Raw genomic sequence first — 24,374 nt, forward strand, 5'->3', positions numbered from 1 at the left:
ATTGCTGTGCCCCTACAGCATGGTCTATGTACGTAGTTTACCGCCGTAGGCATCGCAGGATAATTAAAAAAAGCCTGAAATAGCCTATTTTAGGTAATGCATATCATGATGTATTTGTACAGTGCGTAAGTCGTATTATCTATGGAAAATAATAAGTATTTCTATTTATATTCCTGTAAAGCTCCTAATTTACGGATTCCTGGCCAAATCGTTGCGGTAGCAATTACCACTAAAATTGTACCAATTCCACCACCCACAACAGAAATAACTGGGCCGAACAAAGCAGCAGTCAAACCTGATTCGAAGCCGCCTAATTCATTCGAGGCGCTAATAAACACGCTATTAATAGCAGCAACCCGACCGCGTAAATGATCCGGTGTTCTGATTTGAACTAATGTATGGCGAATTACAACGCTAATAGTATCTAATGCGCCACCAAGGGTCAGCATCAACATAGACAGCCAAAAGGAACGAGAAAGTCCAAAGATAATTGTGACAACCCCAAAGCCAACTACTGACCACAATAAGGCCGGGCCTGCTTTGCGTAACGGTGGTAAATACGCGAGGGTAATAGCCATAGTCAAAGCACCGATGGAGTTTGCTGCTTGGAGATATCCCAACTCCACAGGCCCTACGTGTAAAATATCTTTGGCAAAAATCGGGAGGAGAGCGATCGCACCACCCAACAATACTGCAAACATATCTAATGTAATCGCTGCTAAAATCAACTGATTCTGCCAAACAAATTTAGCACCAGCAGCAAGTGCTTGGAGTGAGATTGGCTCAGTTGAGCGAATAACTTTTTGCTCTTTAATCGCCAGCGTTAAAATAAAACACAGCAATGCTGCGATCGCTGCTAATACATAAACTCCCGTAGCATTTCCTAACAGCGCAATCCCAAATCCCCCGAAGGCTGGGCCAATGACTGAGGCTAACTGAAAGCTACTACTATTCCAGGTGGCTGCATTCGTAAACGCACTGACAGGTATTAATTGCCACATCAGAGCATCACTGGCAGGTTTAAGAAATGCCCTCGCTACACCCGTTAATACTAAGCAGGCGTAAATTAGAAATATTGCACCCTGAGTATAGGAAAGTACCCCTAAAGCTAGGGAGGAGAGGGCTAACAGTATCACCGAGAGTAACATGGTCACTTTGCGATCGCGGCGATCGGCAACATCTCCGGCAATTAAGGTGAGAATAATCATCGGTAAGACTTGCGCCAGTCCCACACCACCTAAAGCGATCGCTGAGTTAGTCCGTTCATAGAGTTCCCAGCCAATCGCTACAGTTTGCATTTGCGACCCCACGAACAGCACTAGCCGTCCAATGGTAAATAGCCGATAGTCTCGAAACTTAAAGGCTGCAAAGGGATCGTGTTGTGCAACCTCAAAGTTATGGGGCTTTGAGTTCTGTTTTCTCGAAGACATTTTTTAGTAGAGTTAAGCCTTCTTCAATGTTGGAAATTTGGTCTTCTGAAAGACCTTTCAGTAAATCAGTAATATGAGCGCGAGTTTGATCTTGGGATTGCTTAAGATGGTGTTTTCCATCTTCAGTTAAATTGAGCAGCACCCGCCGCCGCTCTTGAGGATGAGCAATCCGTTTCACAAAGTCGCGTTGTACCAAGCGTTCTATGGTTGCTGATGCTGTGGCAGAAGTGACACCTAAATGCTCTGCTAAGTCAGATAATGAAGCACCAGGATTCCGGTTGATAAATGCTAGCGATCGCAACTGAGGTATAGATAAAAAGGCGGCACTATGGGCACGCATATCCGCTCGGATAAACCGCATCACTAATGGAACTGTTTCCATTACTCTAGCGGCACATTCTTCGGAAGTTGCACCTTGATTAGGTTTATCCAAGGTCATGGGCTTGTTGTTCTCCTAGTTACATGGCCACCCGTGGATAAAGTTTTCCACCAAGGATGGCCAAAATTATTAATGTGAATAAGAGAATTGTACAATCCAGACCAAAGCCATAGATGCTAGTGCCATTCAACAGCATAGTGCTACGTAAGCCGTCAACCAGATAAGTCAACGGATTAAAATGAGAAATCAACTTTAACCAACTGGGCATCAACGAAATTGGATAGATGGCATTGCTAGCAAAAAATAACGGCATGGTTAACAATTGTCCAATACCCGTCATCCTTTCTCGACTTTTCACCAAACAGCCAATAATTAGTGAAAAAATACAAAATGTTCCCGCCCCCAGTATGACTAGGAGTAATACTTGGAAAATAGCTAGGGGATGAAGATTTAGTTTGACACCTAATAAAAATGCTAATCCGTAAATGAATATTACCTGAGATAAGCACCTCACCCCACACGCCAAAGCTTTGCCCAACACCATCGCCACGCGAGGCGTAGGACTAGCTAAAAATTTATGAACAATCCCTAAATCTCGCTCCCAGATTAGCGTCATCCCACCACTAAAAATTGCCACAAACAAAATACTTTGAGCCAAAATACCAGCAGAAATAAAGTCTAAATAGGGTAAGTTCCCTGTAGGAATCGCGCGAGTTCGGGCGAAAACTTGCCCGAAAATTAGCAACCATAAGGCTGGTTGCACAGCCCGAACAACTAAATCCGTGGGATCGTGGCGGAGTTTACGGATTTCTAATTCTGCGATCGCCAGGGTTTTTGTAACTAGCTCTTTTATTGCAGAGATCAAATCTACTCGGACAGTGGGTGGTGCTTTAACCCAACCGTTGAGCAGTACGTCTGGTTCTTGCTGTGTCACGGTAGTTGACTCCTGATGTTAACTGGTCGCCTGTATAGTGAATAAAGACATCATCCAAAGTTGCATTTGGGTTATCTAAAGAAGCTTTTAAGTCGCTTGGTGTACCTGTGGTAACGACTTCACCTTGTTGCATAATTGCTACTCGGTTACATAAGCTATCTGCTTCTTCTAAAAAGTGGGTTGTTAAAAATATAGTTGTGCTGTAATCAGCACAGAGTTGTAGTACAAGCTGCCATACTTGAGTTCGAGCGATGGGATCTAGTCCAACAGTCGGCTCATCAAGAAACAAAATTTGGGGTTGATGGAGAACTGATATGCCGATTTCCAGTTTGCGGATCATCCCACCAGAGTAGTTGCGTACCAAGCGTTTCGCCGCATCTTGCAAACCCATGTATTCTAAAATTTCATAGATACGGCGATCGCGTCCTTTGGCAGGTATTCCATACAGCTTGGCGAAGATTAAAAGATTTTCGTAACCCGTGAGGCTACCATCAGCAGACAGCGCCTGGGGTACATACCCGATAGCCCGTCTCACAGGATTAGATTGACGAGCCACATCATAGCCAGCTAAAGTTGCTTTCCCTGTACTGATAGGCAGTAAGGTTGTCAACATCTTAAGAACTGTACTTTTCCCTGCTCCATTGGGGCCAAGCAGTCCAAATACTTCACCCTGTTCCACAGATATGCTCAGGTTATTAACTGCGGTTAACTTTCCAAAACGGCGTGTGAGTCCCTGAGTTTCAAGGATTAGCGGTTTTGGTTCGCTAGGAGGTTCTGACCGATTTATTTTTGTCGTCAGTATAGTCACAATTTTGATGCACTTTTATCAATTAGTTAAACTAACTATTAGTTTGTCAATATATCTGTCTGAAGTCAATAGACTTGTACAAAAATCTGAATCAGACAGGACTTACGCAAAAAAAAATACCCTAAACCTTGATTTTCCGGTAAGGGCAATTAATGTAGGAGTACTCCAAGTAAAAAAATGCTCGCAATGACGGGTTTTGGATCATTCATTTTTTGGAACACTCTAGATGCAAAGCGGCTACTCTGCGAGTTCTTTAACGCAGGGACTCCAAAGAATAAATTATTCCCAAAAAAACAATAGTCTTGGCGAAAACAAGAGTGACATTCACCTCTAGCCTAAGTATAGTTTTTTCTTTTTAATACAGCATTCACTGGATAAATGCTGTACAAAACTCTAACCTAAGCGCCTCTAATCTCTCTTCTTCAAAATATTATGCTTTAGCTATCCATATCCAATAGTGAACAAGTTATGCAATTACGCACAATCCTTATTTCCGTTTCTGTGCTGCTTTTGGTTGGCTTTTTAGGCTTTGAGTTAGAACTGAGTTTACCAGGAAGACCACCTTCCATTAACAACACTTATACGCCATTGACAAAATCGCCTCCGACAGGAATTGGTTCTTATGATGTGTTGGGTTACGTAATCAGTAAAGATCAAGGGGACAAATGGCTACAAACACCAAAAGGGCGTGAAGCCCTTTCACCTGATCAGGGTGCAGTTGCGGTGACAGAAGAACTCATCGATTTAGGTCGAAACGCTTTTTATCAGGAAACCTTTGGTAACGAATATTTGTTTACAGATGTTGTTGGTATCTTAGATGGGCCTGTCAATGTAGGTAGTATTGCCAAAGCTGTTTTAGCGCTTAAAGGTCAATCGACAACCAACCTACAAATTCCATTGGATAAAGATATCACTGTGGGGAATCGCACTTTCAAAGCTGGCACAGTCATTAACACTGGTTTAGATGTCCCCAAAGGTTCCCTCTTTCCTTTGGGTATTATCACCCATATTAAAAATGCTCAAGTCAGAGCAGGTATTACCTGTGCAGTCTGCCATACAACTGTCAGTAAGAAGACTGGACGCATTCTCGAAGGTGCAGTTAATACAGATATTAATCTCGGCCCATTACTAGCATTTGCAAGCAACAGTGCTGCGCTTTTTCGCCAGACACAAGTCAACCCAACCACAATTAATCTAGGTCAGCATACTTTTGTTAATAATAAGGGAGAAACTGCATATCTCCCAGATGCAAAACAACTAGAAGATGAAGTTGATGCAGCCATGCTCTCCTGGCCTCCTGGCAACTTTGTTTCCAACGGCGACCTCGAAAATAACTCAGCGCAAATTCCCTCTTCATATACCCACGAAACCTTCCCCTACGCTTGGAGTGGCGTTGCTTCTATTGGTTGGTTTCATGGTTTGACTACTTTAAATAATGCAGTTTTCGGTTTGAATGCCGACCCTACTACTACCGCAGACGCGAGTGAAAAGGTTTTTGGCATCAGTAAAGAAGTCTATTTGGGAACAATATTACAAAATTCATCCAATCCTCAGTTTCGGCTACCTGAAGGTGCAAAACCATCAGAATTTTTTAATAAGGTAGATCCCACACCCGGAGAACCCGGTCTTAATAGCGTCATTAAAATGCCTGAATATCCCAAAGGTACGCTGTTTATGCAAAATGGATTAATGGCAAATACCCCTGGTTTACCTGTAGCTGCTCAATTGAATGGTATGTCCGCCTTCCAAAATACCTTGGCCCCACCTCCCCATGAAGCAGCTGATTTAGAAACATTAAAACGTGGTGCAGCAATTTTTACCAAAGCAAATTGTTTCCAATGCCATAGCGATCGCTACTTTACTAACCATAAAATAATTCCGGTCAAAGAAGTAGGAACGCAGCCCAAGCGAGCGCCTGCATCAACTAAATTTGCTAAAGAATTTGTAACACCTGATACCTATCCTTCTAATGTACCTGTACCCTTGCCCCCAAACCCACCAGTTTTAAAAATACCGACTGATATTACCCCACAGGAAGATATTGAGCTTGCTTATGCTCTCAGTGACCCGGATGGTGGTTATAAAGTACAACATCTAATTGGGTTATATCTCACTGCACCTTACCTGCATGATGGCGGAGTGGCTGCTAGTACTGAGGCTCTCAAACAAGATGAAAATGGACGCTTCATCATCAATAAACCCGATGAATTAGGTATGGCAGGAACCCTAGTACAAGGTATTGAACCTGACCCAGAATCCAGCTTACGAGTCTTACTTGACCGGAATTTGCGTTCTGCTGTGGTTGCAGCAAACCGAGCCAATCCTAGATTGCAACAGTCGAATGTGGAAGGTAACGGTCATGCTTATTGGGTAGATGAAAAGGCTGGTTTTTCTACAGCCGACCAAACAGATTTAATTAAATTTTTGTTATCCATCGACGATGATCCAGCTGTGTTACCTGATGCATCGCACAGTTGAAATTTATCATTTTTTTTGGCGTTGCTGAATATGGGATGATTTAGCCCAATTTTGAACGAATTTTCAATGGTTTCAACCGCCAATTCATCCCGCATTTCATTTATGCAACGCCAGAAATTAAAAGGATTTTTGCGTCAGTTTTGGGATATTTTTTTTTGGAACTCGCTTATCGTTGTCTCACCATCTGCAATGCTGTTTGCATTTATGTCATGAAACATGGGAAATTAGTAGAATCGGCCACTCATGAATAATTAACTGGAGAAATCCGGCATTTATGCTAGTCTCTGACGTGTACAATCAGGTTTAAGAGAATTTACCCGTCTTTTTTCTGTCTCAATTACGAATTACGAATTACGAATTATTTATGTTTTTTGGCAATAATCAACCAGAATCGGGTGATAACAAGTGGCGTAGCCAGTTGGATAAATTTGTAAAAGCAAATCAGCAGGAATTGGCGGCGCTGTTTTGGGGATTGTGGTTAGCAAATGGTGAGAGTCAGGGTACTGTTGGTATTGATTTGCAACCAACGCCGCATTTTGTTTATTGTCCGAAAGAGCAGATAGAGAATTTAAATATTAGAGTTGAAAATCGACTTCAGGAAATTTTGGGAATTGTTGAAAATCATAAACCGGAAGTGGAAGTTGTGATGATTGGCATTGGGAAGGGTGAAATTAAGTTGATTCAGTTTGCACCGGAACCGGCACCACCGATTTGTTTTGAGCAAGCTGGGAAAGATGTAGATGGATTATTAGAACTTTTAGAACAGCGCATGAATGAAACTTTTAATTGATCACAAAATCAAATAAATGATGAGCCATTTCTAATTTAGAACAAGGTGCAATTTCTACCTGATTTCCTTGAATATCTAAAAATATCGCTTGATTATTATCGCTCCCAAAACCACTATTAGGTTGGTCTATAGGATTGGCAACAATAGCATCTAGTTTTTTACTCTGTAATTTTTCTAATGCAGGCTTGACAATATCACCACTTTGTGCTGCAAAACCAATTAATGTCTGATGTGGCTGTTTAAGTTTTGCTAATTGGGCGACTATATCCGCTACTGGTTCTAGGGCTAAGGCTTGGGGGAGCGATCGCTTGGGCAATTTTTCTGTACTATAATCTCGTGGCTTCACATCTGCCACGGCTGCTGACATGACAATAAAATCAGCGTTGGGTAAACGTTCCACCATAGCGTGCTGCATTTGCTCGGCACTAATTACGGGAATTGCTCGCACTCCTAATGGTACATCCCAACTAGCTGGGCCATGTACTAGGGTGACGTTTGCCCCTCTGTGAAGTGCGGCTTGTGCTAAAGCTAACCCCATTTTACCTGTAGAAGGATTACCTATAAACCTTACTGGGTCAAGAAACTCTCGCGTTCCTCCAGCACTAATCAACACTCGTTTCCCAGCTAAATCTCGTTTGCCTTGAGTGTGTAACAACGATTGGATGTGAGTCAAAATTTCTGGAGGTTCTGCTAATCTACCAGCACCGATGCGATCGCACGCTAATAAACCCGATCCTGTATTCATCCCATGATATCGGCTATCTATTAATAGCTGTTGCCAATTTCGCTGCACCGATACCTGTTCCCACATATCCGTATTCATTGCCGGTGCTAACAGCACGGGACAAGTAGAAGCGAGTACAGTATTTGTGAGTAAATTATCCGCCATCCCGTAGGCTAACTTTGCTAATGTATTAGCCGTCAAGGGGGCTATTACCATAACATCTGCCCATTCACCCAACTCAATATGTAACGGACGAGAGTGAGTTGGTTGCCAAAAATCATCATCTGTGTAGGCGGGATGACGAGATAGGGTGGCTATTGTCAGAGGTGTAATAAATTTTTGTGCTGAACGGGTGAGGATAACTCGGACTTCCACCCCAGTTTTATACAGCGTCGAAACCAATTCACAAACTTTGTAGGCGGCGATACCGCCACCTACAGCTATTAGAACCCTTTCCAACTTTGGATTAGTCATAGTAAAAAGTTAGGAGTAAGTAGTAACTTAGAAGAAAGTAATTACGAATATTAATTTCCAACTCCTAACTTTTGTAGAGACGCGATTAATCGCGTCTCTACCTAACTCTCAACTAAGCTTCATCGTAGGGTTCCAAGTCTAAGAGGTAGATATAGGGTTCGACTAACTCTGGACGCTGAAATGCGATCGCTCGCAATAGATGCCAATCATTTAAACCATCAAAAGCATTACTATAATTATCCAGATCCAGACGTGCAGCTAATTCTTCTACTTCTGCCGCAGTAATGGCAGCAATTTCTTTCCTGGAAATGCTTAGAGTTGTCATAATGCTAGCCCCTCCCTTATGCAGCACTCGCCTTCAGCATGGGTTAAGTTGCGCTGAACGCAGCCACCCTATATATATTACTCATTAGAAGGCATAGATTTCGTGAAAATTTTCAGCATTTATACCAGAATTTATAAAAAATTCGTAATTCTGACTAGCCAATTACATTGACAACGAAATTCCGTAGCACCTCTAACGTTTGTGGATTTATTTCATGCCCCATATCAAATTCGTGGTATTCTACGCCCACTCCTAGAGATTTTAAAGTTTCTCGCGCCTTCAAAGCAGCTTGCAGTGGGACAACTTCATCATATTTACCGTGGCTGATTAAAGTCGGTGGAATCCCTTTTTGATTTGCCATTATTGCGTCGGGGTGTAAATACCCACTCATGACAGCTAAACCTGCTAGGGGCAATTTTGAGCCAACATCTAAAGTCATTGCTCCGCCTTGAGAAAATCCACTTAAAATGGTGCGTGACAAAGGTATACCAGTGCTGCTTTCTAAAGATTGCAAAAAATCTATTAGTTGTTGCCGACTTTGTGTCAATCCTTCATACATATTTTCTACTCGTAGGTCATACCACGCTCTTCCTATAGGAGAATAGGGATAAGGATAAGGCGCATTGGGCAAGACAAACTCGTAATTGGGTAAGTTAAGCAAGGGTAACAAAGATGCCACATCCTCAGCATTAGCTCCCCAACCATGCAAAGTGACAATTAAGCCTGCGGGGGGTTGAGAAGTTTCTCTTTTAACAGTGATAGCTTGTAAAGACAGAGGTTTACTCCTAAAATTTTACTCTTCTAAATAGATCCTATAGGAATCCGGTTTGATTCCTGAAATTCTGTTTTAATAAACATTCAACAGATTCTTATCTTAAATTAATTTAAGCGAAGCTACGATGCTTTAAATTGTCTTTTGAGATTAATTTAAAGGTGTGATATGGAAATAGCAGATTTTCTCGGTCTTTTACATCCAGCGATCGCAATTATATTTGTGTTTCCAATCATCGGGACAGTAGTTAATTTTGCTTGGCAAACACGCCAACGCAGATTGCAAATTTTAGCTGGGGGTAAGAGCAAAATTCCCCCAGTGGTGGGTACAGAACATAAACAGTTAGGTGACAGGCTCACAAGCGCAGTTGTCGGATTAACTTTAATTGGATTAAGCTATCCTATTGGCAAAAATCTTATTAAAAATCAATTGTGGAATAAAACACCCTTTCAAGTTGTTTTTATCCTATTAATATTGGCTGCTACTATCGCCTCTTTAATATTTCTCTATCGGGCAAAGCAGCGACTTTGGCGGGCAGTTTTTGCCACTCTAAGCGGTGCAGGTTTAGTAATATTAGGCTGTCAAGATGGAGTATTTCGCCGTACCAATGAGTGGTATTGGTCACATTATTATATTGGTATTACCGCAGCCCTGCTAATGATTTTTTCATTAGCGATTGTTCCAGATATTTATAAAGATAAATCTAATCGCTGGCGGATCGTCCATACGATTTTAAACTGCATTGCTTTGTTACTATTTGTTGGACAAGGTATGACAGGAACACGAGATTTATTAGAAATTCCCTTAAGTTGGCAAGAACCCTATATTTATCAGTGTGATTTTGCTAATAAAACTTGTCCAACGCCAAATTCTCAACCACCAAAGTAAACTCAGGAATCTCTATTGAAGAAGAATTCAGAAGTCAGAATTCAGGAGTCAGAATAAAGAGCGTGGGGGATTCTGGCCCGTCACTGAATTGTTGCACCATTAAATCTTCTCTTTCAGAGACGCTGCGCGAACGATTTAGTAGGGGTGCAAAAACGCCCTTGATTCATCCGCTCTTTCGTTCAAAATTCATTCTGTTAGCGGTAGCGGGGGTTTAGCCCATTCTGACTCCTGACTCCTGAATTCTGTTCGATAAATCAATTATCCAATTTCTCCATATAGTAAAGACTTATATCATGTCCGACTAAGGCGATCGCGAATTGCTTTAAGTTGGTTTTGAGTCTTAATTGGCTCTCGCGGTGCTGGCAGTTCTGTATTGGGCCAGTTGGGCAAACTATTACAGGGACATAACAATGCCGGCATCCCGACATTTCGCGCAGCTACTGGCATATTACAACGACCACAAGGAACCATATCCCATGCTGGTGTCAACAGTTCAGCAATGGTTTCTTGCGTACCCTCTAGGTAACAATCACCTGATTCTGGCGAGAGGATTTTCTGCCAGCACTCTTCAAATTCTTCACTATAGCGATCGCTATCTAGCACCGATTTAGGTAAAATGCTTGCCTTACCGTTGCCCGTAATCACTCTCTTACCCAACTGAAACCAGTAGGCAAGGTATCCTTTAACTTCTTCTTTGGTTGCCATAAGACAATTTTAGATTTTAGATTTTGGATTAATTTAAATTAATAGTTAAGAATCTTGACTTCTGAATACTCCAGCATCCTCTGTGTTTGGCAATGGTGAACCAAGAACACTGAGATTGAGAACATGACCAGCAGTAACTAAATAAACAGTTTCGCTAAGGGCAGCTAGCTGGCGCACTAAAGAACCCAAGCGATCGCGGAATGCCCTCCCAAGGGGATAAGCTGGTATCACACCCCAACCCACCTCTTCTGCTACAAACAGCATATCAGCAGCAACCAGATCCACCGTCTCTAATAACTCTACAACGATATTTTTCCAACTAGATTCGTCCTCCTCTAAGAGATTAGCAACCCAAGTTCCTAAAGAATCAACTAAAAGGCAGGTATAGGGTTTGGCATCAGCCAGAGTAGCAGACAGTTCTACAGGTACAGATAGAGTTGCCCAGTCTTGAGGACGGCGTTGTTGGTGTTCTAAAATGCGTTGATGCCATTCTTGATCATCTGGGTTATCGGTGGCTGTTGCTACGTAAACAACTGCTTTCCCTGACTGCATAGCCAGAGTTTCCGCCCATTCACTTTTACCAGATCGGGCTGGCCCTGTTACTAAGATGATTTTACCCAAAGTTGTTTTTTGAGTATTTTAACAAAAGAGGCAGGAAGAATATCGCCGTCTATCTTTTCTACCAATATGCCTACGGTTGCAATTCATCACCGCAGTTTTTTACTGCATTGACGAGATTTTTGGTTTCAAATAACTTTTAAGAGATAAAATTAGCACCAGCACCACTCAAAATTTTTATATTCATAATTCTGTTTCTAGTTAGGATTGACAGCCCACCGCAAACAGGACTATCGTCATCATGCAGCAGGTAAAAACCCTTTCTAATTACGAATTACGAATTAGATTGGTGTTACAAATGGCTAGAGCCGAAAATCCCAACGACCCCATTTTTAATTATTCAACACCATTGGGGACAGCATAAATTTAGGATGTCTTTATGAACGCAGGCTTAAAACGCATAGAAGCAACTCTACATGATTTAGGGAATCGCGGCACTGCCTCTGCCGCCGAAGCAGGTGATTCGACAACAAAACGGCCTTTCTCCTTTAGAATCAGTGTCGGAGCCAACGAATCCGCAGAAAGTACACAAACTCCATCCTCTCAGGAAGAACAAACAGTTGACACTGAGAGAGATTATCCTGCTGAACAAGATTTTTTTCCTCACCATGATTCTGTGCAGACCTTTCAAACAGAAGAGAATGGTGGCAAAACACCCAGCCTACCCAAGTTAAAAACTCCGACCTTTAGTAACCATCGCCACGGAGCAAATCCAGCATTGGCGATGAATTTATTGCAAGAAATTCAGGAAACTGTCGCTGGTTGGCAAATAGAACTGCAAAATATTTTAAAACAAATTCAGGATATTTACTTAGAAGGGCCAATTGTCAATGGCTGGTTAGAATCCAATCCCAGTGAACCAGAAGCCGGAGGAACCGCAACACTGCGCCATGCAGAAGTTGACCGCCTGATGAATTACGTAGAAGAAATTTGTACTACTGGTGGGAAAGTATCTTATAAATCATCGATTAACGGCTACCGTCTCTGTGGTGTGGACGATGCTGGTAAAGTCTGGTCACGTCCATGTCCAGCAGATCAGGTTCCTAATGTTAGTATGGCGATCGCACGTTACCAAAAGTTACGTCAACTGTTGGGGCGCAAGCAATCTTTAGAAACCCGCCTGAGTCAACTGGCCCAAACACTTGTAGTTTTACACAGTCATATTCAACAAACGTGAAGTTTTAAAGATTATTTCCGAAGAAACTCGGTTGGTGGGTCGGTAATTTTTGGTTTAGATTAACTCTCAACAGGCGTGCGTTGGATTTAAGATTTTTATCTAAAATCGCTCGACTGAGCGACTTGCCTTGAGCGGAGCCGAAAGGAGCCGAAGTCCCAAATCTCAAATCCAAAATAAAATCTATGCCAGACACCCAAATTTCTGCCATTATCTGTACCCACAATCGAGATACCTATTTAGGGGCTGCAATTGATAGTCTTTTAGCACAGGATTTTGCTGCTGACTTTGAAATTGTGATAGTTGATAACGGATCTAGCGATCGCACCCGTGAAGTGGTAGAACAAAGGGCCCACAATCCGCGCCTGAAGTATGTATTTGAACCCACTATCGGTTTATCTGTCGCCCGCAACACAGGCGCAAAAGTAGCTACTGGTGATATTCTTGCTTATTTGGATGACGATGCTGTTGCGAGCAAGGGCTGGCTACAAGTTTTATATTTTGCCTATTACAATAATTCTAAACTAGCGATCGCAGGTGGCAAAGTCACTCTCTTATGGCCCCCAGGAATTCAACCACCACGGTGGCTATCTCCAGGGTTAGCTGCAAATTTGGGTGCATACGACTTAGGTGATACCAACATTTACATCGAGCAACCTGGCTTAACGCCCAGAGGCTTAAATTACTCCATCCGCCGCAGTTTCCTAGAAGAAATTGGCGGTTTTGATATTCATCTCGGTCGAGTGGGGAAAAATCTATTATCAAATGAAGAACTGCAAATGACCGAATTTGCCCTACAGCGTGGTTGGCAAGTCGCTTATCTTCCCGAAGCGCTGGTTGCTCACAATGTTGCGCCAGAACGCCTCCAACGCACCTGGTTTTTAAACCGAGGTTGGTGGCAAGGTATCAGTGAATGCTATCGAGAACAACTCGCTGGTAAAGCTGGAATCGCTCAATTGCAGCGAGGTGGCGAACGGTTTGTGCGTGGCTTGTATAAAGCATTGCAATATTTTTCTGATCCGGCAGAACGGTTTGACAAACTTGTATATGCTTATGGTCAGATTGGCTACTTAAATGCTGCTATTCAAGGTCTTTTATTCACATCAAATAAGAAATAAAGAAGAATCGAGAATTCAGAATTCAGAATGCTTTACTCCTAACTCCTAAATATATGTCATCTAAAATACCAGTTTCAGTCCTAATCCCAGCAAAAAACGAACAAGCAAATTTACCAGCCTGCCTTGCTAGCCTTAGCAGAGCAGATGAAATATTTGTAGTAGATTCCCAAAGTACCGATAACAGCATTGAAATTGCGAAAAGTCACGGTGTAAATGTCGTGCAATTCAACTTCAATGGACGCTGGCCCAAAAAGAAAAATTGGTCTTTAGATAATCTCCCTTTCCGTAACGAATGGGTGCTAATTGTAGATTGCGATGAGCGCATCACCCCCGAACTTTGGGAAGAAATTGACCAAGCAATCCAAAATGAGGAATATACAGGCTATTACCTTAACCGCCGCGTATTTTTCTTAGGAAAATGGATTCGTTATGGTGGGAAATATCCTGATTGGAATCTTCGTTTATTTCAGCATAAAAAAGGTCGCTACGAAAATCTACACACAGAAGATATTCCTAATACTGGTGACAACGAAGTTCACGAGCATGTGATTTTGCAGGGCAAAGTTGGGTATCTCAAAAATGATATGCTCCACGAAGACTTCCGCGACCTTTACCATTGGTTAGAACGTCATAACCGCTATTCCAATTGGGAAGCCAGCGTTTATTTTAATACTCTCACAGGTAAAGATGATAGCGGCACTATCGGCGCGAATCTCTTTGGCGATGCAGTGCAACGCAAGCGCTTTTTGAAAAAAGTCTGGGTACACCTGCCATTTAAACCCTTTTTACGGTTTGTTTTATTTTATATAATTCAACGCGGTTTTTTAGACGGCAAAGCCGGATATATTTATGCACGTTTGCTGAGTCAATATGAATATCAAATTGGCGTTAAACTTTACGAATTACGTAATTGTGGTGGTCATTTAAATACTGCAACTACCCCAAAGGCAGAAGCAGGGGAGCAGGAGAGCAGAGGAGCAGAGGTAAAGCTATTGACTATTGACTCATAACTAATGACCAATGACCAATGACAAATGACCAACCTTTCGTAGATTTACGTAAATATGACCAATCTTGGTTTGATCGGGGACGGCCAAGTTGGTATGTTTTGTTATGGTGGCTTGTACAAGCGATCGCATTTCCCCTGACTCCTCAACCGTTAAATATTCTGCGTTGTGCTTTGCTACGACTATTTGGCGCTCATATTGGGCAAGGTGTATTAATTCGACCCACCGCCCGTTTTACCTATCCTTGGAAAGTTACCATTGGCAACTACAGCTGGGTTGGAGATAACGTAGTTTTTTACAGCCTCGATCAGATAAACATCGGTGAACACTGCGTAGTTTCTCAAAAAAGTTACCTGTGTACTGGTAGTCACGATATCCAAGATCCTGCTTTTGGGTTAAAAACAGCGAGTATCACTATTAATAATGGTGCATGGGTAGCGGCAGATTGTTTTATTGGGCCGGGAGTGCAAATTGGGGCTAATGCTGTGATTGGCGCTCGTAGTACTGTTTTGACTAATATGCCTTCTGGACAGGTTTGTTGGGGAAGCCCTTGTCATCCAAAAACGAATCGGATAAAACTTGATCCCTCTACAAACCCGTGATTTCATAGATAAACACAGAAAGGTAGCACAGCTAGCTGTGCTACCTTACGTTTTCTAATTTTCTAGATGGTATCGAACAGAATTCAGGAGTCAGGAGTCAGAATGGGCTAAACGCCCCGCTACCGCTAACAGAATGAATTCTGTATGACTGGCGGATGAATAACCGGGTTTAAGACCCCCACCAAATCTATGATTTGGTGGGGGTCTTAAACCTGCGCCGGTCTGAATCCCCGACTGATTTATTCTGACTCCTGAATTCTGACTTCTGAATTCTTCTTCATCCTGCAATTCCTCTGTTTGCAACAACGAAGTTTGGTAAATAGAGGAATTGCGGAAGTCTACATGGAATTAAGAGTGGCTTTCTAGCGGATTAGCAATGTATTTGAATGTAGGCTCAGAATTCCAAGGGCCACGCTCATCTTTACCATTACCATCTGTAGATAGGTTGTAGTAGAGAGCAACAGTTTCATCTGGTTTAATATTACCAAAGAATGGATCTGTCAGCTTACCTAGCGAATCTAGAGCTTTCATAAACATCTGGGTATGAGAAATTTCTCGTGTTAACAGATGAACTAAAGTTTCTTGAGTTCCTTTGTCAGTCGCTAACTTAATCAACTCTTCGTAAGTTTGACGAGCGCCAGCTTCTGCTGCAACGTTAGCTCTTAAATCACGGACTACATCTCCACCTTCATTCAAGTAACTTGCAGTCCAAGCATTACCCTGACTATCTAGGAAATGAGGCCCAAACCCTCTAACTGCAAACAGGGTACTCTTATAAGCCTCTGTTTGATCCGTATTCTTAGTATGAGCTTCAATGAGTTTACCAACCATTTCTAAATGGCTGAATTCCTCAATTGCAATGTCTTGGAGCATATCTTTAATTCCAGCATTTTCAACATGGAATGATTGAACCCAATATTGCAAGGCTGCACTAAGCTCTCCAGTAGCTCCGCCAAACTGCTCTAGAAGCAATTGGGCAAACCGAGGGTTTGGTTCAGTAACGTTAACTGCGTGAATAGGCTCTTTTTTGTGAAAAAACATAGATTTACACTTCCAAAAAATATGATGTTACAGAAGAAATTGAATGGTCTTTTAGAGTTTTTTCAGAGAGCCAATTTGATGTTTGATAGCTTCTCAAACTATTGAACTAGAAGACCTGTTAGTGTTGATAACTGACAATCGGTGATTAGACATTGCTGGTTCTTCTGATTAATCCTCATAGATAAATAGCAGCAATTGCGTCAAGCAGAGCTACTAAAATGCCAGGAAGAGTTAAACCAGCGCCAGCCACAGTAATTTGTAGATATCCTGTTCGCAATAGGGTAAACAGATTTCCACCGACAAAAGTGCCAATGATACCTAAAATGTGGACAGGATTCCACCACCTTGATGGACAGAATAAATAGCTTTAGCGATCGCTTACGGCGGGCGGATACCCTATCGCACCTGCCAAAAGCCCTAAAGCTACCCAAGCAATAATGCTCATAACTGCCTCAACAATCTCACTTGTATTTAAGTTATCAACTCTGATTTACAATTCTTTCTACCAGATGGGATAAATGCTAAATCCAAAAGTTAGACAAAAGGTTTACACCCAAATTTAGATAGGAATTGCAATTTGACGTTTATGCTATAGAATGGTCAAAAATCGTAAGTTTATTATTGAATTTCTAATCTCTAGGCTTTATTTTTTACAGAAATAATTATTGGCGAGAACACAATTTTCGATTTACTAAGAAAATCAGCAATAGGTATTTCGTTATATCTCTCTAAAGATATAATTATTTGATCTACCTTCTTGGTGATGCACAAAAATATTTATCAATCTAGTTTTACCATCCCCATAAAAATCTATTTTTTTATATAATCAATATTCAAAATTCTTTTTAAGAGGTAATCAGAATTAAAGCCCCCCCAATTTATCGGGGGGTTGAGGGGATCGATAACGTTTTGCTACCGACGAAAGGACTTTTGAAACATCCTCTAAGGAGGGTTAATGAGGCGACTATTTTAAATAGCACGAGAGAATTTTGTCTCTTGCATTTTTGTGTGGGTATCAAATATAACAGCAATATTTCTGACTAGTAATCTACCGATGTCTGTAATCTGGATCTGATTTTTTGATAAGCTGACTAGACCATCGGCTTCTAATGGTTTTAACGCCTCTAGTTCATCAGGAAAATATTCATCAAAATTGATCTGATATTTGTTTTCAATATCCTGCTTATGCAACTGAAAGTGAGACATAATACCCATGATTACATCCCGCCTAATAATATCATTTTGAGTCAGCTTAACACCCTTGCTAACAGGTAAATTACCCGATGCAATTGTTTGATAATAATCCTTTAATTCTTTGTGGTTTTGAGCATAAGCATCTTCTAGCATACTTATGGATGTAGAACCAAAGCCAAATAATTCTGTTTCTGCGTGGGTAGTGTAACCCTGAAAATTGCGTTTGAGAGTGCCATTCCGTTGAGCGATCGCTAGTTCATCATTAGTTTTTGCAAAGTGATCCATCCCAATAAATAGATATTGGTTACTCGTCAATTCTTCAATAGTCATTTTTAGAATATCTAACTTTTCCTCGGCTGGGGGTAGCGCCTCTTGAGGAATATTTTTTTGTGTAGGTTTGAGCCACGGTACATAGGCAAAGTTAAAAACAACAATTCGGTCAGGATCTAACTCAATTGTTTTTTTCAGCGTTTCTTGAAATGTCTCGCGGGTTTGATAAGGTAAACCATAAATTAGGTCTACATTCACACTTTCAAACTTAGCTTCTTTGACCCAACTCATAACATCAAAGAGCATTTCTTCTGGCTGAACACGATTCACAGCTACTTGAACTTGGTGATTAAAATCCTGAATGCCGAAACTAATGCGGTTGAACCCAATCTCTCTCAGAAAGAAAATGTAATTTTTATCGATATAGCGAGGATTAATTTCAATTGAAATTTCTGCTTGTGGGTCGATGTTGAAATAACGATTGATGTTTTTCCATAAAAATTCTACTTGGTGATGATCCAAGTAATTAGGAGTGCCGCCTCCCCAATGGATTTGCAGCACTTTTCTATTTGGATCGATTAAAGCTGCGGTGTTTTTAATGTCTTGAACCAAAGACTCCACGTAAGGTTTAGCAATATTCTTGTTGTTGGAAATTACCGTATTGCAGCCGCAGAAGTAGCAAGCACTTTGGCAAAAAGGGATGTGGAAATACAAACTCATAGGAGTTTGGCGTTGATTAGATGCTGCGATCGCGGCCTTAAAATCATATTCAGTGAATGTTTCGCTTAACTCTGTAGCGGGCGGGTAACTAGTGTATCTAGGTGCGCGAGTATCGTACTTTTGAATCAGATCCAGATCAAACTTGACACCAGGTAATAGAAAAACCATTGAGTTGCTTTCCAATGAATGAGGGGAGTAGGGAGTGGGGAGTGGGGGAGGCAGAGGAAGCAGAGGAGGAGAATGACTAATGACTAATTAGTTAGACTATTAAACAAGACTTGGCCGAGTGCTTTAATTAAACTTCCTTCTAACTCTTGAGCCATTTGCAAATTGAACCCAAAGGCATTATTAGCTTCTGCAACAATCCGTTCTGTTGTTATATCATCAACGGATAATGCATTTAATGCCTGACGATACTTATCCTTAAATGCTTTTTTATCAGGAATTTGCTCAAAATTGTAAAATGACGTGCCTTCATAACCAGAAAGTTTCAGGGCTGAATGAGCAACTTTTTGTAGCATTTGACCCCCAGAAAGATCGCCCATGTAGCGAGTGTAAGCATGACCTAACAATAAGGCTGGTTCACTAACAGAAATTTCCCGAATGCGGTCAATGTACTTTTGGGTAGCGGATGAGGGTGTTATTTGCTCTCGCCAATTATCCCCATAATAAAATACCATGTCTTTTTCGAGGGAGGATTGACGATTAAGTTCAGGAAAGTAAGTTGCACTAATTACAGGATGGTCTATATTGCTATGTAATGCTGCTTCTAGTTCGCTGTAGACGTAATACAAGTTGCTTAAAAATTTGGCGAAGCAGTCTTTATCCACAACTCCTTGCACAAAACATTTCATGAATGCCACATTTTCTGCTGATGTGTGGGCTTGTTGAGTTCCAGAACGCAGTTTGATGGCGAGATTGCTACTCATTGTTGCTTCCTTCATGTTCAAGCGCAAGGTTTCACGGCAGTCACCGACTCAGGATGCCTACCAGTGCCAGCTACAAGATTGTTATTCTAGGTTTAGAGAGGATCTGCATCAGTCCATCCAGCAAGTACCACTGCTAATGTAGATCCAGGTATTTTTATTTCTCCTAAGATTATTTAACTATTAATTTATATATAACTATAAAGATATTAGTATTTATTTATGTTTTTCTGATACTCATGTTCAGGTACATTTCAGTTGAGTAGTAACAAAACTGATTGTGGAATTGGCATGACGGTGGCAGAAGGCGATCGCTAAGTTATGCTGTAGGATGGCAACTCGATTTTTGTATTATTAGTAACTGCGATCGCAGTTGATAATTCACTGTTCGCTATTAAAACTGGCTATTATTTATCGCAGCTTTTCTCAGTAAATTTGTGGCACACCAGGCGAAAAGTAGAAATGCGTTAAATTCAATTTCTGAGTCGATTAGCAGTAATCGGCAGAGATAGTTTTTAATCCTAAAGCGGGCAAAGATAAGGAGGAACATCAATTAATCCAACATGCTTGGGTTAAGCATTCTTTTCTCTTCTCTTTGTTTCCTCTGCGGTTTGTTAAAAATTTGACTTTGATAGAGAGGTTTAGCCTTAACTGAACCGTATTGTTGATTAATGTGTAACTAATGCGAAATTTCCTGTTAGTTATCAAGCAAATTACTTTTGTAAACAAACATTACAAAGTTACAAGCTTTGCATAAATGAAAGATGTAACGCTGTCGAGTATTTATGCGAGCGGCTTTAAGATGATTTCTTAGCTTGCGACACAACCCTGATTTTGTATAACCACCACCTATAAAGGTAGCGGTAATTATTACATTATCTGAGATACAACTTATATTTTACGGAGAGATTATTATGGTATTACTTTCAACATTTGAATTACTTGTGAAGCCAATTGCTCCTACAGATAACTTAGGTGGCTTACCCCCAGCAGTTGCAAAAAAACTAGAAAAAGCTGCTCGGAGAGTTGTTCAAGGTTACTTTTTAACCATTGCTAATACTACTAATTCTGCTGCATCATTGGTGTTGGACTTTATAGCAACAACGCCCAATTTAAATCTAGTTGATACAGTGATATTCCGTGATATTTTAGGTACTAATGATTCTTCTGATTTGATCCCAGTTGCAGGCGATCCTAAAAGATTTACTTCCACTATAACTGTTCCTGCTCACGATACAGCCTTATTTAGCTTACTACCCGATCTTCAAAATTTAGACCTTTTTACAGGAACAAAAAGTTTAGAAATTCGCGGATATGTGAAGCTATCTAGAAGGCTTTCTTTTGGCTCAAATTATGAACTGTTAGTTACTCCTGAACATCGAGGAACTTTCTTACCGAACAATTTAGATGATTCAATACTTGATTTTGATCAAATCGCCTATACTCTTCCTGTTGCTAGCGGTGGGAGCTTAGTGACTTTACCAGGATTTACACTTCCGATTGGCACTATTGAGTCATCTTCTCAACCAAGCGAATCTAATTTAACGAGCAATAGAGGAGACCTATTGAGCTTAATGGCAAATCGCATTGCCGAACTAGAAGATCGCTTGACAAATGTTTAATTATAGATAAAACGTTTAGGAGCTAAATACCCCGATGTACAGTGACAAATAAAGAGTCACTGTATTTTCGACCTCGATTGACGACACAGAAATTGCATGAAGCTTTTTCGGCAATTTACTCACAAAGTAAACGCCCTACTCTATAATCCAATACGGTTCACTGAAGGGTTATTTGTGTAGATGATTGATCTTTCAAGACGCGATAAATCGCCGTCTCTACAAGTGTTTTAGGCTTATCTGAACTGTATTGCTGTATATCCATACCAAAAAACGATCGCCTTCCTTAAATCAAAAAGGGCGATCGTTTTTCTCATTTATTAAGTCTTGGTTAAGTGGAGTAGATAGCGTTCACCCTACGTACTGACGTATTTCAATGCTATTGGAGGAAAAATTTAACTCAATCTTATCCTTTTGTTGATTTATTCTTAGTTGTGCAAAGACTTTTAATACACTATATTCTATTTGTATAACTATAAAATCTTTTATAAAAATCCAATTTAATCCTTAAAAACCTTTATTGGGTATAGCTTTTGTTTATTTGAATCTGATATTCAGTGTACTTAACAAGATGGATACCGGATTCTGAAAAATTCTATGTGAAATTGTCAAAGTAGATTTAAATCTTTTATTTTAGCCTGACTGTTTGGTATCGTACTCACTAATTCAGGATAATCTCTATGTATCGATTCCAGATCAGTGCATACACGCAAACGGGTGAATCCATCGGTCTGGTCGGTTCTACTCCAGGGTTGGGACAGTGGGATATCAAGAAATGTGTTCAGTTGCGTACAAGTGGCGATCGCTATCCTCTATGGTGGACAGATATTGATATTCAAGAGTCAGGTCGCCAGAAAGTTGAATACAAGTATGTGCGTCTCGATGCCAACGGTAACGCAATATGGGAGAGCTTACTAGATACAAACCGATGGATACCGATTGATTCTAAAGATCATTCCAGCACAATTATTGTGGATGATGGTGCATTCGGTTATTTACAGCCTTACCCTTTTGGATATATTGAGAAATCAACTGTCAAGATGCCTCTGGAAGAAAGGGCTGAAAGACTCAAAATTGCGGTCATTGGCAGTTCCGTCGCATTAGGTCATAAAGCTTGGTTTTTGAAAGGTTGGGTCTGGTTGTTAGCACAGGCTTTAGAGCAAAAATATGGGCATCAACTGGTAAATGTATCGGAAGTGGGGGCGAATGTTAGCAGAACGATCGCTCGATTTGGCTTAGTTGTCACCCCACAACAACCGGATATCGTGATTATTGCTTTATCTCTGGGCAACGAGGGATTAGCCTACTGTCCCCCACACGAACGGCGAGCAGTACAACGGCGGTTTGAAAGTGGGTTGCAGCAGTTGGTGAAAATGACGCGCGATATCGGCGCAATTCCGATTCTGGGCGGTGTTTATCCTAATGGTGACTATTCTCTGGAGCATTACTGGTTGCTCCAAGACACACACAAGCGGATGCTTCGTTGGGACGTAACTGTACTAGATTGGTTGACAGCCGTGGATGATGGACAAGGACGATGGAAAACGGGGACATCCTTCGATCCGGCTCACCCGAACACGGTCGGTCATAGGCTTATGTATGAACAGATTGACCAGCACCTATTCGACTTCGACAAAGACAAATTGGCAAAAGAAAAACAACGCTTCCAGCAACCGAATGAGTTTCCCATCTACTCTGAGAATGCTGGTTTTGTTGTCTCTGTTTGTATCGAAGAGAAGGGTTTACGGATCGTTAATCCATCACAATACAGTTACACCATCGCTCCCTATTGGCAAGAACTACAAACTGCACTGCAAGGTAAGGCTGGATTGATATCAGGTATTTACATTGCGAAGAATACCAAAACGGGGACGCTGCCTTTCTTGACTGTAGAAGATGGCGCGATCGCAACCACAATAAATATCCCCCCTGGTGCAGATTTAGAATATAGCGCAGCCTTCAATCTTTTCTCGCCAAACAACTCGCAAGTTTTGTTCTATGACGGACATTTGGGGATTTTGCAAGCGGACGAACGCCACCTTTGGATAATCAACGAATCAGACAACGAGTACAACATCCAGCCGATGTGGACAGAGGTTTGTAACGCCCTTAAAGCCATGCCATCGGGTGTCTATGAAGATCCGCTTTATCCCGACATTCCCTTTCGTACCATGATGATTAGCAAAGATGGGCTAGAAAGCCGGGTGAAAGCACCACCTAAATCTGCGGTGTTTTTCCAATATAAATGCAAATTATCGGATATCAGCCGTGTCGCCATTCTTCCCCTTGGCGATCGCTGTGCTGTCCGCATGATGCTATATAAAATGGAGTACGATGGCCCCGCTTTTCCGTTTGATTTAACACGCACAACTAATATTGCAGATGTTGCGGATGCGATCGAAAACGGTTTTTATGATATGTGGAATCCTGCCTTCCTACACTACAGCCCAGATGCAGGCAGAATTTACCATAGTAAATGGTCGGGTCTATCCTTTGCCCATGAAGTTGAAGAAACAGACGATCCAAGCAGAGATATGTCTTCCGTCCATGAACGGATGCGTGTTCGATACACGGCGCGTTCTGAAAGGTTTTGGTACGCACTGCGACACTGCGATAAAGTGCTTTTCGTTCGTACAGGAAATAGCGATCGCGGTGGTGTGATTGATCTGGTCAAAAAGTTAGAAAAACAATGTCAGGGGAAGCCATTTCATCTCTTACTTCTTTCTCCCCAAAGCGATAACGAATTTTTAGACCTTCCCAATGTCCTGCACTATAATGTCGAGTTTAACCCCGATCGCATGTATGACGATTTAGGACACTGGATGTATTGCACAGACGTGATGCGAGGAATTCTGGAATCCCTTGGGGTGTCTAGCAAAAATCTCTTTTGGTGTCCGCCCAAAACACCGAAAGGGTGAGAAATTAGTTGTTCACGTTAACCAAAAACAGACATGGAAAGAGAAATTAAAGATTCAGATGGAATTACATGGACTTGTATTCAAGCATTTTCAGGTCTTTCTGATAGCTCAAAAGCTCAAGATGCAGCTGAGGTTGAAGGAGAACCAGATACTTACTGGGTTGTCTGTACTCCTAGTGGTGGCGCACAGTCTGTAAGGCTGAAGTTAAAAGGCAAATGGGAAGAAGAATACTCTGATGAAGTTTTACTCAAGGAAATTAGAAAGCAGCAATAATTGGCATTGTTGATTAATGGGATCAATTTTGGCGGGTTTTGCAAGTTAGAACCCGCATTTTTAGACAGGACTTACGCGAAAATTGCCGAAAAGCTTAATTTATCGTTCGCGTAGCGTGCCGCAGGCATACCGCCAAGATGCCAAGAACGCCAAGAATTCGTAGAGTGTGCGTAAGTCCTATTATATT

At 41.4% G+C, this 24,374-nt stretch carries 23 protein-coding genes; 11 read left to right on the top strand and 12 right to left on the bottom strand.

Translation table 11 applies throughout. From position 1 onward, the window contains the following. Nucleotides 1–161: 161 nt before the first annotated feature. From VB732_RS19960 to VB732_RS19975, 4 genes are read right to left on the bottom strand one after another with little or no spacing between them, the layout of a single operon-like run. Nucleotides 162–1,430 carry an MFS transporter gene (locus VB732_RS19960; protein WP_323232640.1) on the bottom strand — a complete coding sequence of 423 codons (1,269 nt, stop codon included), beginning with the start codon at nucleotides 1,428–1,430 and terminating at the stop codon, nucleotides 162–164. After that, the gene (locus VB732_RS19965) at nucleotides 1,396–1,869 is read right to left on the bottom strand and encodes a MarR family winged helix-turn-helix transcriptional regulator (protein ID WP_012410989.1); all 474 of its coding nucleotides are present in this window, start codon (nucleotides 1,867–1,869) and stop codon (nucleotides 1,396–1,398) included. The genes VB732_RS19960 and VB732_RS19965 overlap by 35 nt, the downstream gene beginning before the upstream one ends. 19 nt (nucleotides 1,870–1,888) lie before the next feature. Continuing rightward, nucleotides 1,889–2,743: an ABC transporter permease gene (locus tag VB732_RS19970; protein ID WP_323232641.1), complete on the bottom strand. Its 855-nt coding sequence runs from the start codon at nucleotides 2,741–2,743 to the stop codon at nucleotides 1,889–1,891. Next, nucleotides 2,700–3,551 carry an ABC transporter ATP-binding protein gene (locus VB732_RS19975; protein WP_323232642.1) on the bottom strand — a complete coding sequence of 284 codons (852 nt, stop codon included), beginning with the start codon at nucleotides 3,549–3,551 and terminating at the stop codon, nucleotides 2,700–2,702. The genes VB732_RS19970 and VB732_RS19975 overlap by 44 nt, the downstream gene beginning before the upstream one ends. Before the next feature lie 468 nt (nucleotides 3,552–4,019). Between VB732_RS19975 and VB732_RS19980 the strand changes: the two genes are divergently transcribed. Together VB732_RS19980 and VB732_RS19985 are read left to right on the top strand one after the other, a co-directional pair. Beyond that, nucleotides 4,020–6,029, top strand: a complete 2,010-nt coding sequence (locus VB732_RS19980; protein WP_323232643.1) for a hypothetical protein — start codon at nucleotides 4,020–4,022, stop codon at nucleotides 6,027–6,029. 364 nt (nucleotides 6,030–6,393) lie between these two features. Continuing rightward, complete coding sequence (locus VB732_RS19985) at nucleotides 6,394–6,819, top strand: hypothetical protein (RefSeq protein WP_323232644.1); 426 nt, start codon at nucleotides 6,394–6,396, stop codon at nucleotides 6,817–6,819. Here VB732_RS19985 and coaBC read toward each other — a convergent pair. The 3 genes from coaBC to VB732_RS20000 all read right to left on the bottom strand — a co-directional run bounded on the left by coaBC (nucleotide 6,812) and on the right by VB732_RS20000 (nucleotide 9,102). Continuing rightward, a complete protein-coding gene (gene coaBC / locus VB732_RS19990; RefSeq protein ID WP_323232645.1) occupies nucleotides 6,812–8,017 on the bottom strand; it encodes a bifunctional phosphopantothenoylcysteine decarboxylase/phosphopantothenate--cysteine ligase CoaBC in 1,206 nt (401 codons plus the stop codon). The two genes, VB732_RS19985 and coaBC, sit on opposite strands and share 8 nt — an antisense overlap. Before the next feature lie 112 nt (nucleotides 8,018–8,129). After that, nucleotides 8,130–8,342: a DUF2555 domain-containing protein gene (locus VB732_RS19995; protein WP_323232646.1), complete on the bottom strand. Its 213-nt coding sequence runs from the start codon at nucleotides 8,340–8,342 to the stop codon at nucleotides 8,130–8,132. Between the two features lie 154 nt (nucleotides 8,343–8,496). Next, entirely contained in the window at nucleotides 8,497–9,102 is a 606-nt protein-coding gene (locus tag VB732_RS20000; RefSeq protein ID WP_323232668.1) for an alpha/beta hydrolase, read from the bottom strand. A gap of 180 nt (nucleotides 9,103–9,282) precedes the next feature. On the opposite strand from VB732_RS20000, the gene VB732_RS20005 reads away from it, so the two are divergent. Beyond that, entirely contained in the window at nucleotides 9,283–10,002 is a 720-nt protein-coding gene (locus VB732_RS20005; protein WP_323232647.1) for a DUF4079 domain-containing protein, read from the top strand. 291 nt (nucleotides 10,003–10,293) lie between these two features. On the opposite strand, the gene VB732_RS20010 is transcribed toward VB732_RS20005, so the two are convergent. Together VB732_RS20010 and cobU are read right to left on the bottom strand one after the other, a co-directional pair. Next, the gene (locus tag VB732_RS20010; RefSeq protein WP_323232648.1) at nucleotides 10,294–10,707 is read right to left on the bottom strand and encodes a hypothetical protein; all 414 of its coding nucleotides are present in this window, start codon (nucleotides 10,705–10,707) and stop codon (nucleotides 10,294–10,296) included. Nucleotides 10,708–10,752: 45 nt separating this feature from the next. Further along, complete coding sequence (gene cobU / locus VB732_RS20015; RefSeq protein WP_323232649.1) at nucleotides 10,753–11,328, bottom strand: bifunctional adenosylcobinamide kinase/adenosylcobinamide-phosphate guanylyltransferase; 576 nt, start codon at nucleotides 11,326–11,328, stop codon at nucleotides 10,753–10,755. A gap of 238 nt (nucleotides 11,329–11,566) precedes the next feature. Between cobU and VB732_RS20020 the strand changes: the two genes are divergently transcribed. The 5 genes from VB732_RS20020 to hpsU all read left to right on the top strand — a co-directional run bounded on the left by VB732_RS20020 (nucleotide 11,567) and on the right by hpsU (nucleotide 15,226). Then, nucleotides 11,567–11,689 (top strand): hypothetical protein, encoded by a 123-nt coding sequence (locus tag VB732_RS20020; protein ID WP_323232650.1) that lies wholly within the window; start codon nucleotides 11,567–11,569, stop codon nucleotides 11,687–11,689. 15 nt (nucleotides 11,690–11,704) lie between these two features. Continuing rightward, nucleotides 11,705–12,502 carry a hypothetical protein gene (locus tag VB732_RS20025; RefSeq protein ID WP_323232651.1) on the top strand — a complete coding sequence of 266 codons (798 nt, stop codon included), beginning with the start codon at nucleotides 11,705–11,707 and terminating at the stop codon, nucleotides 12,500–12,502. Between the two features lie 182 nt (nucleotides 12,503–12,684). Continuing rightward, nucleotides 12,685–13,617 carry a glycosyltransferase gene (locus VB732_RS20030; protein ID WP_323232652.1) on the top strand — a complete coding sequence of 311 codons (933 nt, stop codon included), beginning with the start codon at nucleotides 12,685–12,687 and terminating at the stop codon, nucleotides 13,615–13,617. Nucleotides 13,618–13,670: 53 nt separating this feature from the next. Further along, complete coding sequence (locus VB732_RS20035) at nucleotides 13,671–14,627, top strand: glycosyltransferase family 2 protein (protein ID WP_323232653.1); 957 nt, start codon at nucleotides 13,671–13,673, stop codon at nucleotides 14,625–14,627. A 17-nt stretch (nucleotides 14,628–14,644) separates the two neighbouring features. After that, on the top strand, nucleotides 14,645–15,226 hold the full coding sequence (hpsU, locus tag VB732_RS20040; protein ID WP_323232654.1) for a hormogonium polysaccharide biosynthesis acetyltransferase HpsU: 582 nt from the start codon (nucleotides 14,645–14,647) through the stop codon (nucleotides 15,224–15,226). Between the two features lie 348 nt (nucleotides 15,227–15,574). Here the strand turns inward: hpsU and VB732_RS20045 are convergent, their stop codons facing one another. The 3 genes from VB732_RS20045 to VB732_RS20060 form a co-directional block, all read right to left on the bottom strand. After that, on the bottom strand, nucleotides 15,575–16,267 hold the full coding sequence (locus tag VB732_RS20045; protein ID WP_323232655.1) for a manganese catalase family protein: 693 nt from the start codon (nucleotides 16,265–16,267) through the stop codon (nucleotides 15,575–15,577). A gap of 969 nt (nucleotides 16,268–17,236) precedes the next feature. Then, the gene (gene hemN, locus VB732_RS20055) at nucleotides 17,237–18,619 is read right to left on the bottom strand and encodes an oxygen-independent coproporphyrinogen III oxidase (RefSeq protein ID WP_323232656.1); all 1,383 of its coding nucleotides are present in this window, start codon (nucleotides 18,617–18,619) and stop codon (nucleotides 17,237–17,239) included. Nucleotides 18,620–18,702: 83 nt separating this feature from the next. After that, a complete protein-coding gene (locus tag VB732_RS20060) occupies nucleotides 18,703–19,380 on the bottom strand; it encodes a heme oxygenase (biliverdin-producing) (protein ID WP_323232657.1) in 678 nt (225 codons plus the stop codon). 911 nt (nucleotides 19,381–20,291) lie between these two features. Here VB732_RS20060 and VB732_RS20065 point away from each other — a divergent pair. The 3 genes from VB732_RS20065 to VB732_RS20075 all read left to right on the top strand — a co-directional run bounded on the left by VB732_RS20065 (nucleotide 20,292) and on the right by VB732_RS20075 (nucleotide 24,187). Continuing rightward, nucleotides 20,292–20,999 (top strand): hypothetical protein, encoded by a 708-nt coding sequence (locus VB732_RS20065; RefSeq protein WP_323232658.1) that lies wholly within the window; start codon nucleotides 20,292–20,294, stop codon nucleotides 20,997–20,999. A gap of 677 nt (nucleotides 21,000–21,676) precedes the next feature. Further along, a complete protein-coding gene (locus VB732_RS20070) occupies nucleotides 21,677–23,914 on the top strand; it encodes a DUF1796 family putative cysteine peptidase (RefSeq protein ID WP_323232659.1) in 2,238 nt (745 codons plus the stop codon). A 33-nt stretch (nucleotides 23,915–23,947) separates the two neighbouring features. Then, entirely contained in the window at nucleotides 23,948–24,187 is a 240-nt protein-coding gene (locus VB732_RS20075) for a hypothetical protein (protein ID WP_323232660.1), read from the top strand. The last annotated feature ends 187 nt before the right edge of the window (nucleotides 24,188–24,374 follow it).

The organism is Nostoc sp. UHCC 0252, from assembly GCF_034931145.1.
Taxonomy (GTDB): domain Bacteria; phylum Cyanobacteriota; class Cyanobacteriia; order Cyanobacteriales; family Nostocaceae; genus Nostoc.

Bases quoted from the DNA above. Each gene is read 5' to 3' on its own strand.
- VB732_RS19960 (WP_323232640.1), bottom strand. From the start codon at position 1,430: ATGTCTTCGAGAAAACAGAACTCAAAGCCCCATAACTTTGAGGTTGCA.
- VB732_RS19965 (WP_012410989.1), bottom strand. From the start codon at position 1,869: ATGACCTTGGATAAACCTAATCAAGGTGCAACTTCCGAAGAATGTGCC.
- VB732_RS19980 (WP_323232643.1), top strand. From the start codon at position 4,020: ATGCAATTACGCACAATCCTTATTTCCGTTTCTGTGCTGCTTTTGGTT.
- VB732_RS19985 (WP_323232644.1), top strand. From the start codon at position 6,394: ATGTTTTTTGGCAATAATCAACCAGAATCGGGTGATAACAAGTGGCGT.
- coaBC (WP_323232645.1), bottom strand. From the start codon at position 8,017: ATGACTAATCCAAAGTTGGAAAGGGTTCTAATAGCTGTAGGTGGCGGT.
- VB732_RS19995 (WP_323232646.1), bottom strand. From the start codon at position 8,342: ATGACAACTCTAAGCATTTCCAGGAAAGAAATTGCTGCCATTACTGCG.
- VB732_RS20005 (WP_323232647.1), top strand. From the start codon at position 9,283: ATGGAAATAGCAGATTTTCTCGGTCTTTTACATCCAGCGATCGCAATT.
- VB732_RS20010 (WP_323232648.1), bottom strand. From the start codon at position 10,707: ATGGCAACCAAAGAAGAAGTTAAAGGATACCTTGCCTACTGGTTTCAG.
- VB732_RS20020 (WP_323232650.1), top strand. From the start codon at position 11,567: ATGCAGCAGGTAAAAACCCTTTCTAATTACGAATTACGAATTAGATTG.
- VB732_RS20025 (WP_323232651.1), top strand. From the start codon at position 11,705: ATGAACGCAGGCTTAAAACGCATAGAAGCAACTCTACATGATTTAGGG.
- VB732_RS20030 (WP_323232652.1), top strand. From the start codon at position 12,685: ATGCCAGACACCCAAATTTCTGCCATTATCTGTACCCACAATCGAGAT.
- VB732_RS20035 (WP_323232653.1), top strand. From the start codon at position 13,671: ATGTCATCTAAAATACCAGTTTCAGTCCTAATCCCAGCAAAAAACGAA.
- hpsU (WP_323232654.1), top strand. From the start codon at position 14,645: ATGACAAATGACCAACCTTTCGTAGATTTACGTAAATATGACCAATCT.
- VB732_RS20045 (WP_323232655.1), bottom strand. From the start codon at position 16,267: ATGTTTTTTCACAAAAAAGAGCCTATTCACGCAGTTAACGTTACTGAA.
- hemN (WP_323232656.1), bottom strand. From the start codon at position 18,619: ATGGTTTTTCTATTACCTGGTGTCAAGTTTGATCTGGATCTGATTCAA.
- VB732_RS20060 (WP_323232657.1), bottom strand. From the start codon at position 19,380: ATGAGTAGCAATCTCGCCATCAAACTGCGTTCTGGAACTCAACAAGCC.
- VB732_RS20065 (WP_323232658.1), top strand. From the start codon at position 20,292: ATGGTATTACTTTCAACATTTGAATTACTTGTGAAGCCAATTGCTCCT.
- VB732_RS20070 (WP_323232659.1), top strand. From the start codon at position 21,677: ATGTATCGATTCCAGATCAGTGCATACACGCAAACGGGTGAATCCATC.
- VB732_RS20075 (WP_323232660.1), top strand. From the start codon at position 23,948: ATGGAAAGAGAAATTAAAGATTCAGATGGAATTACATGGACTTGTATT.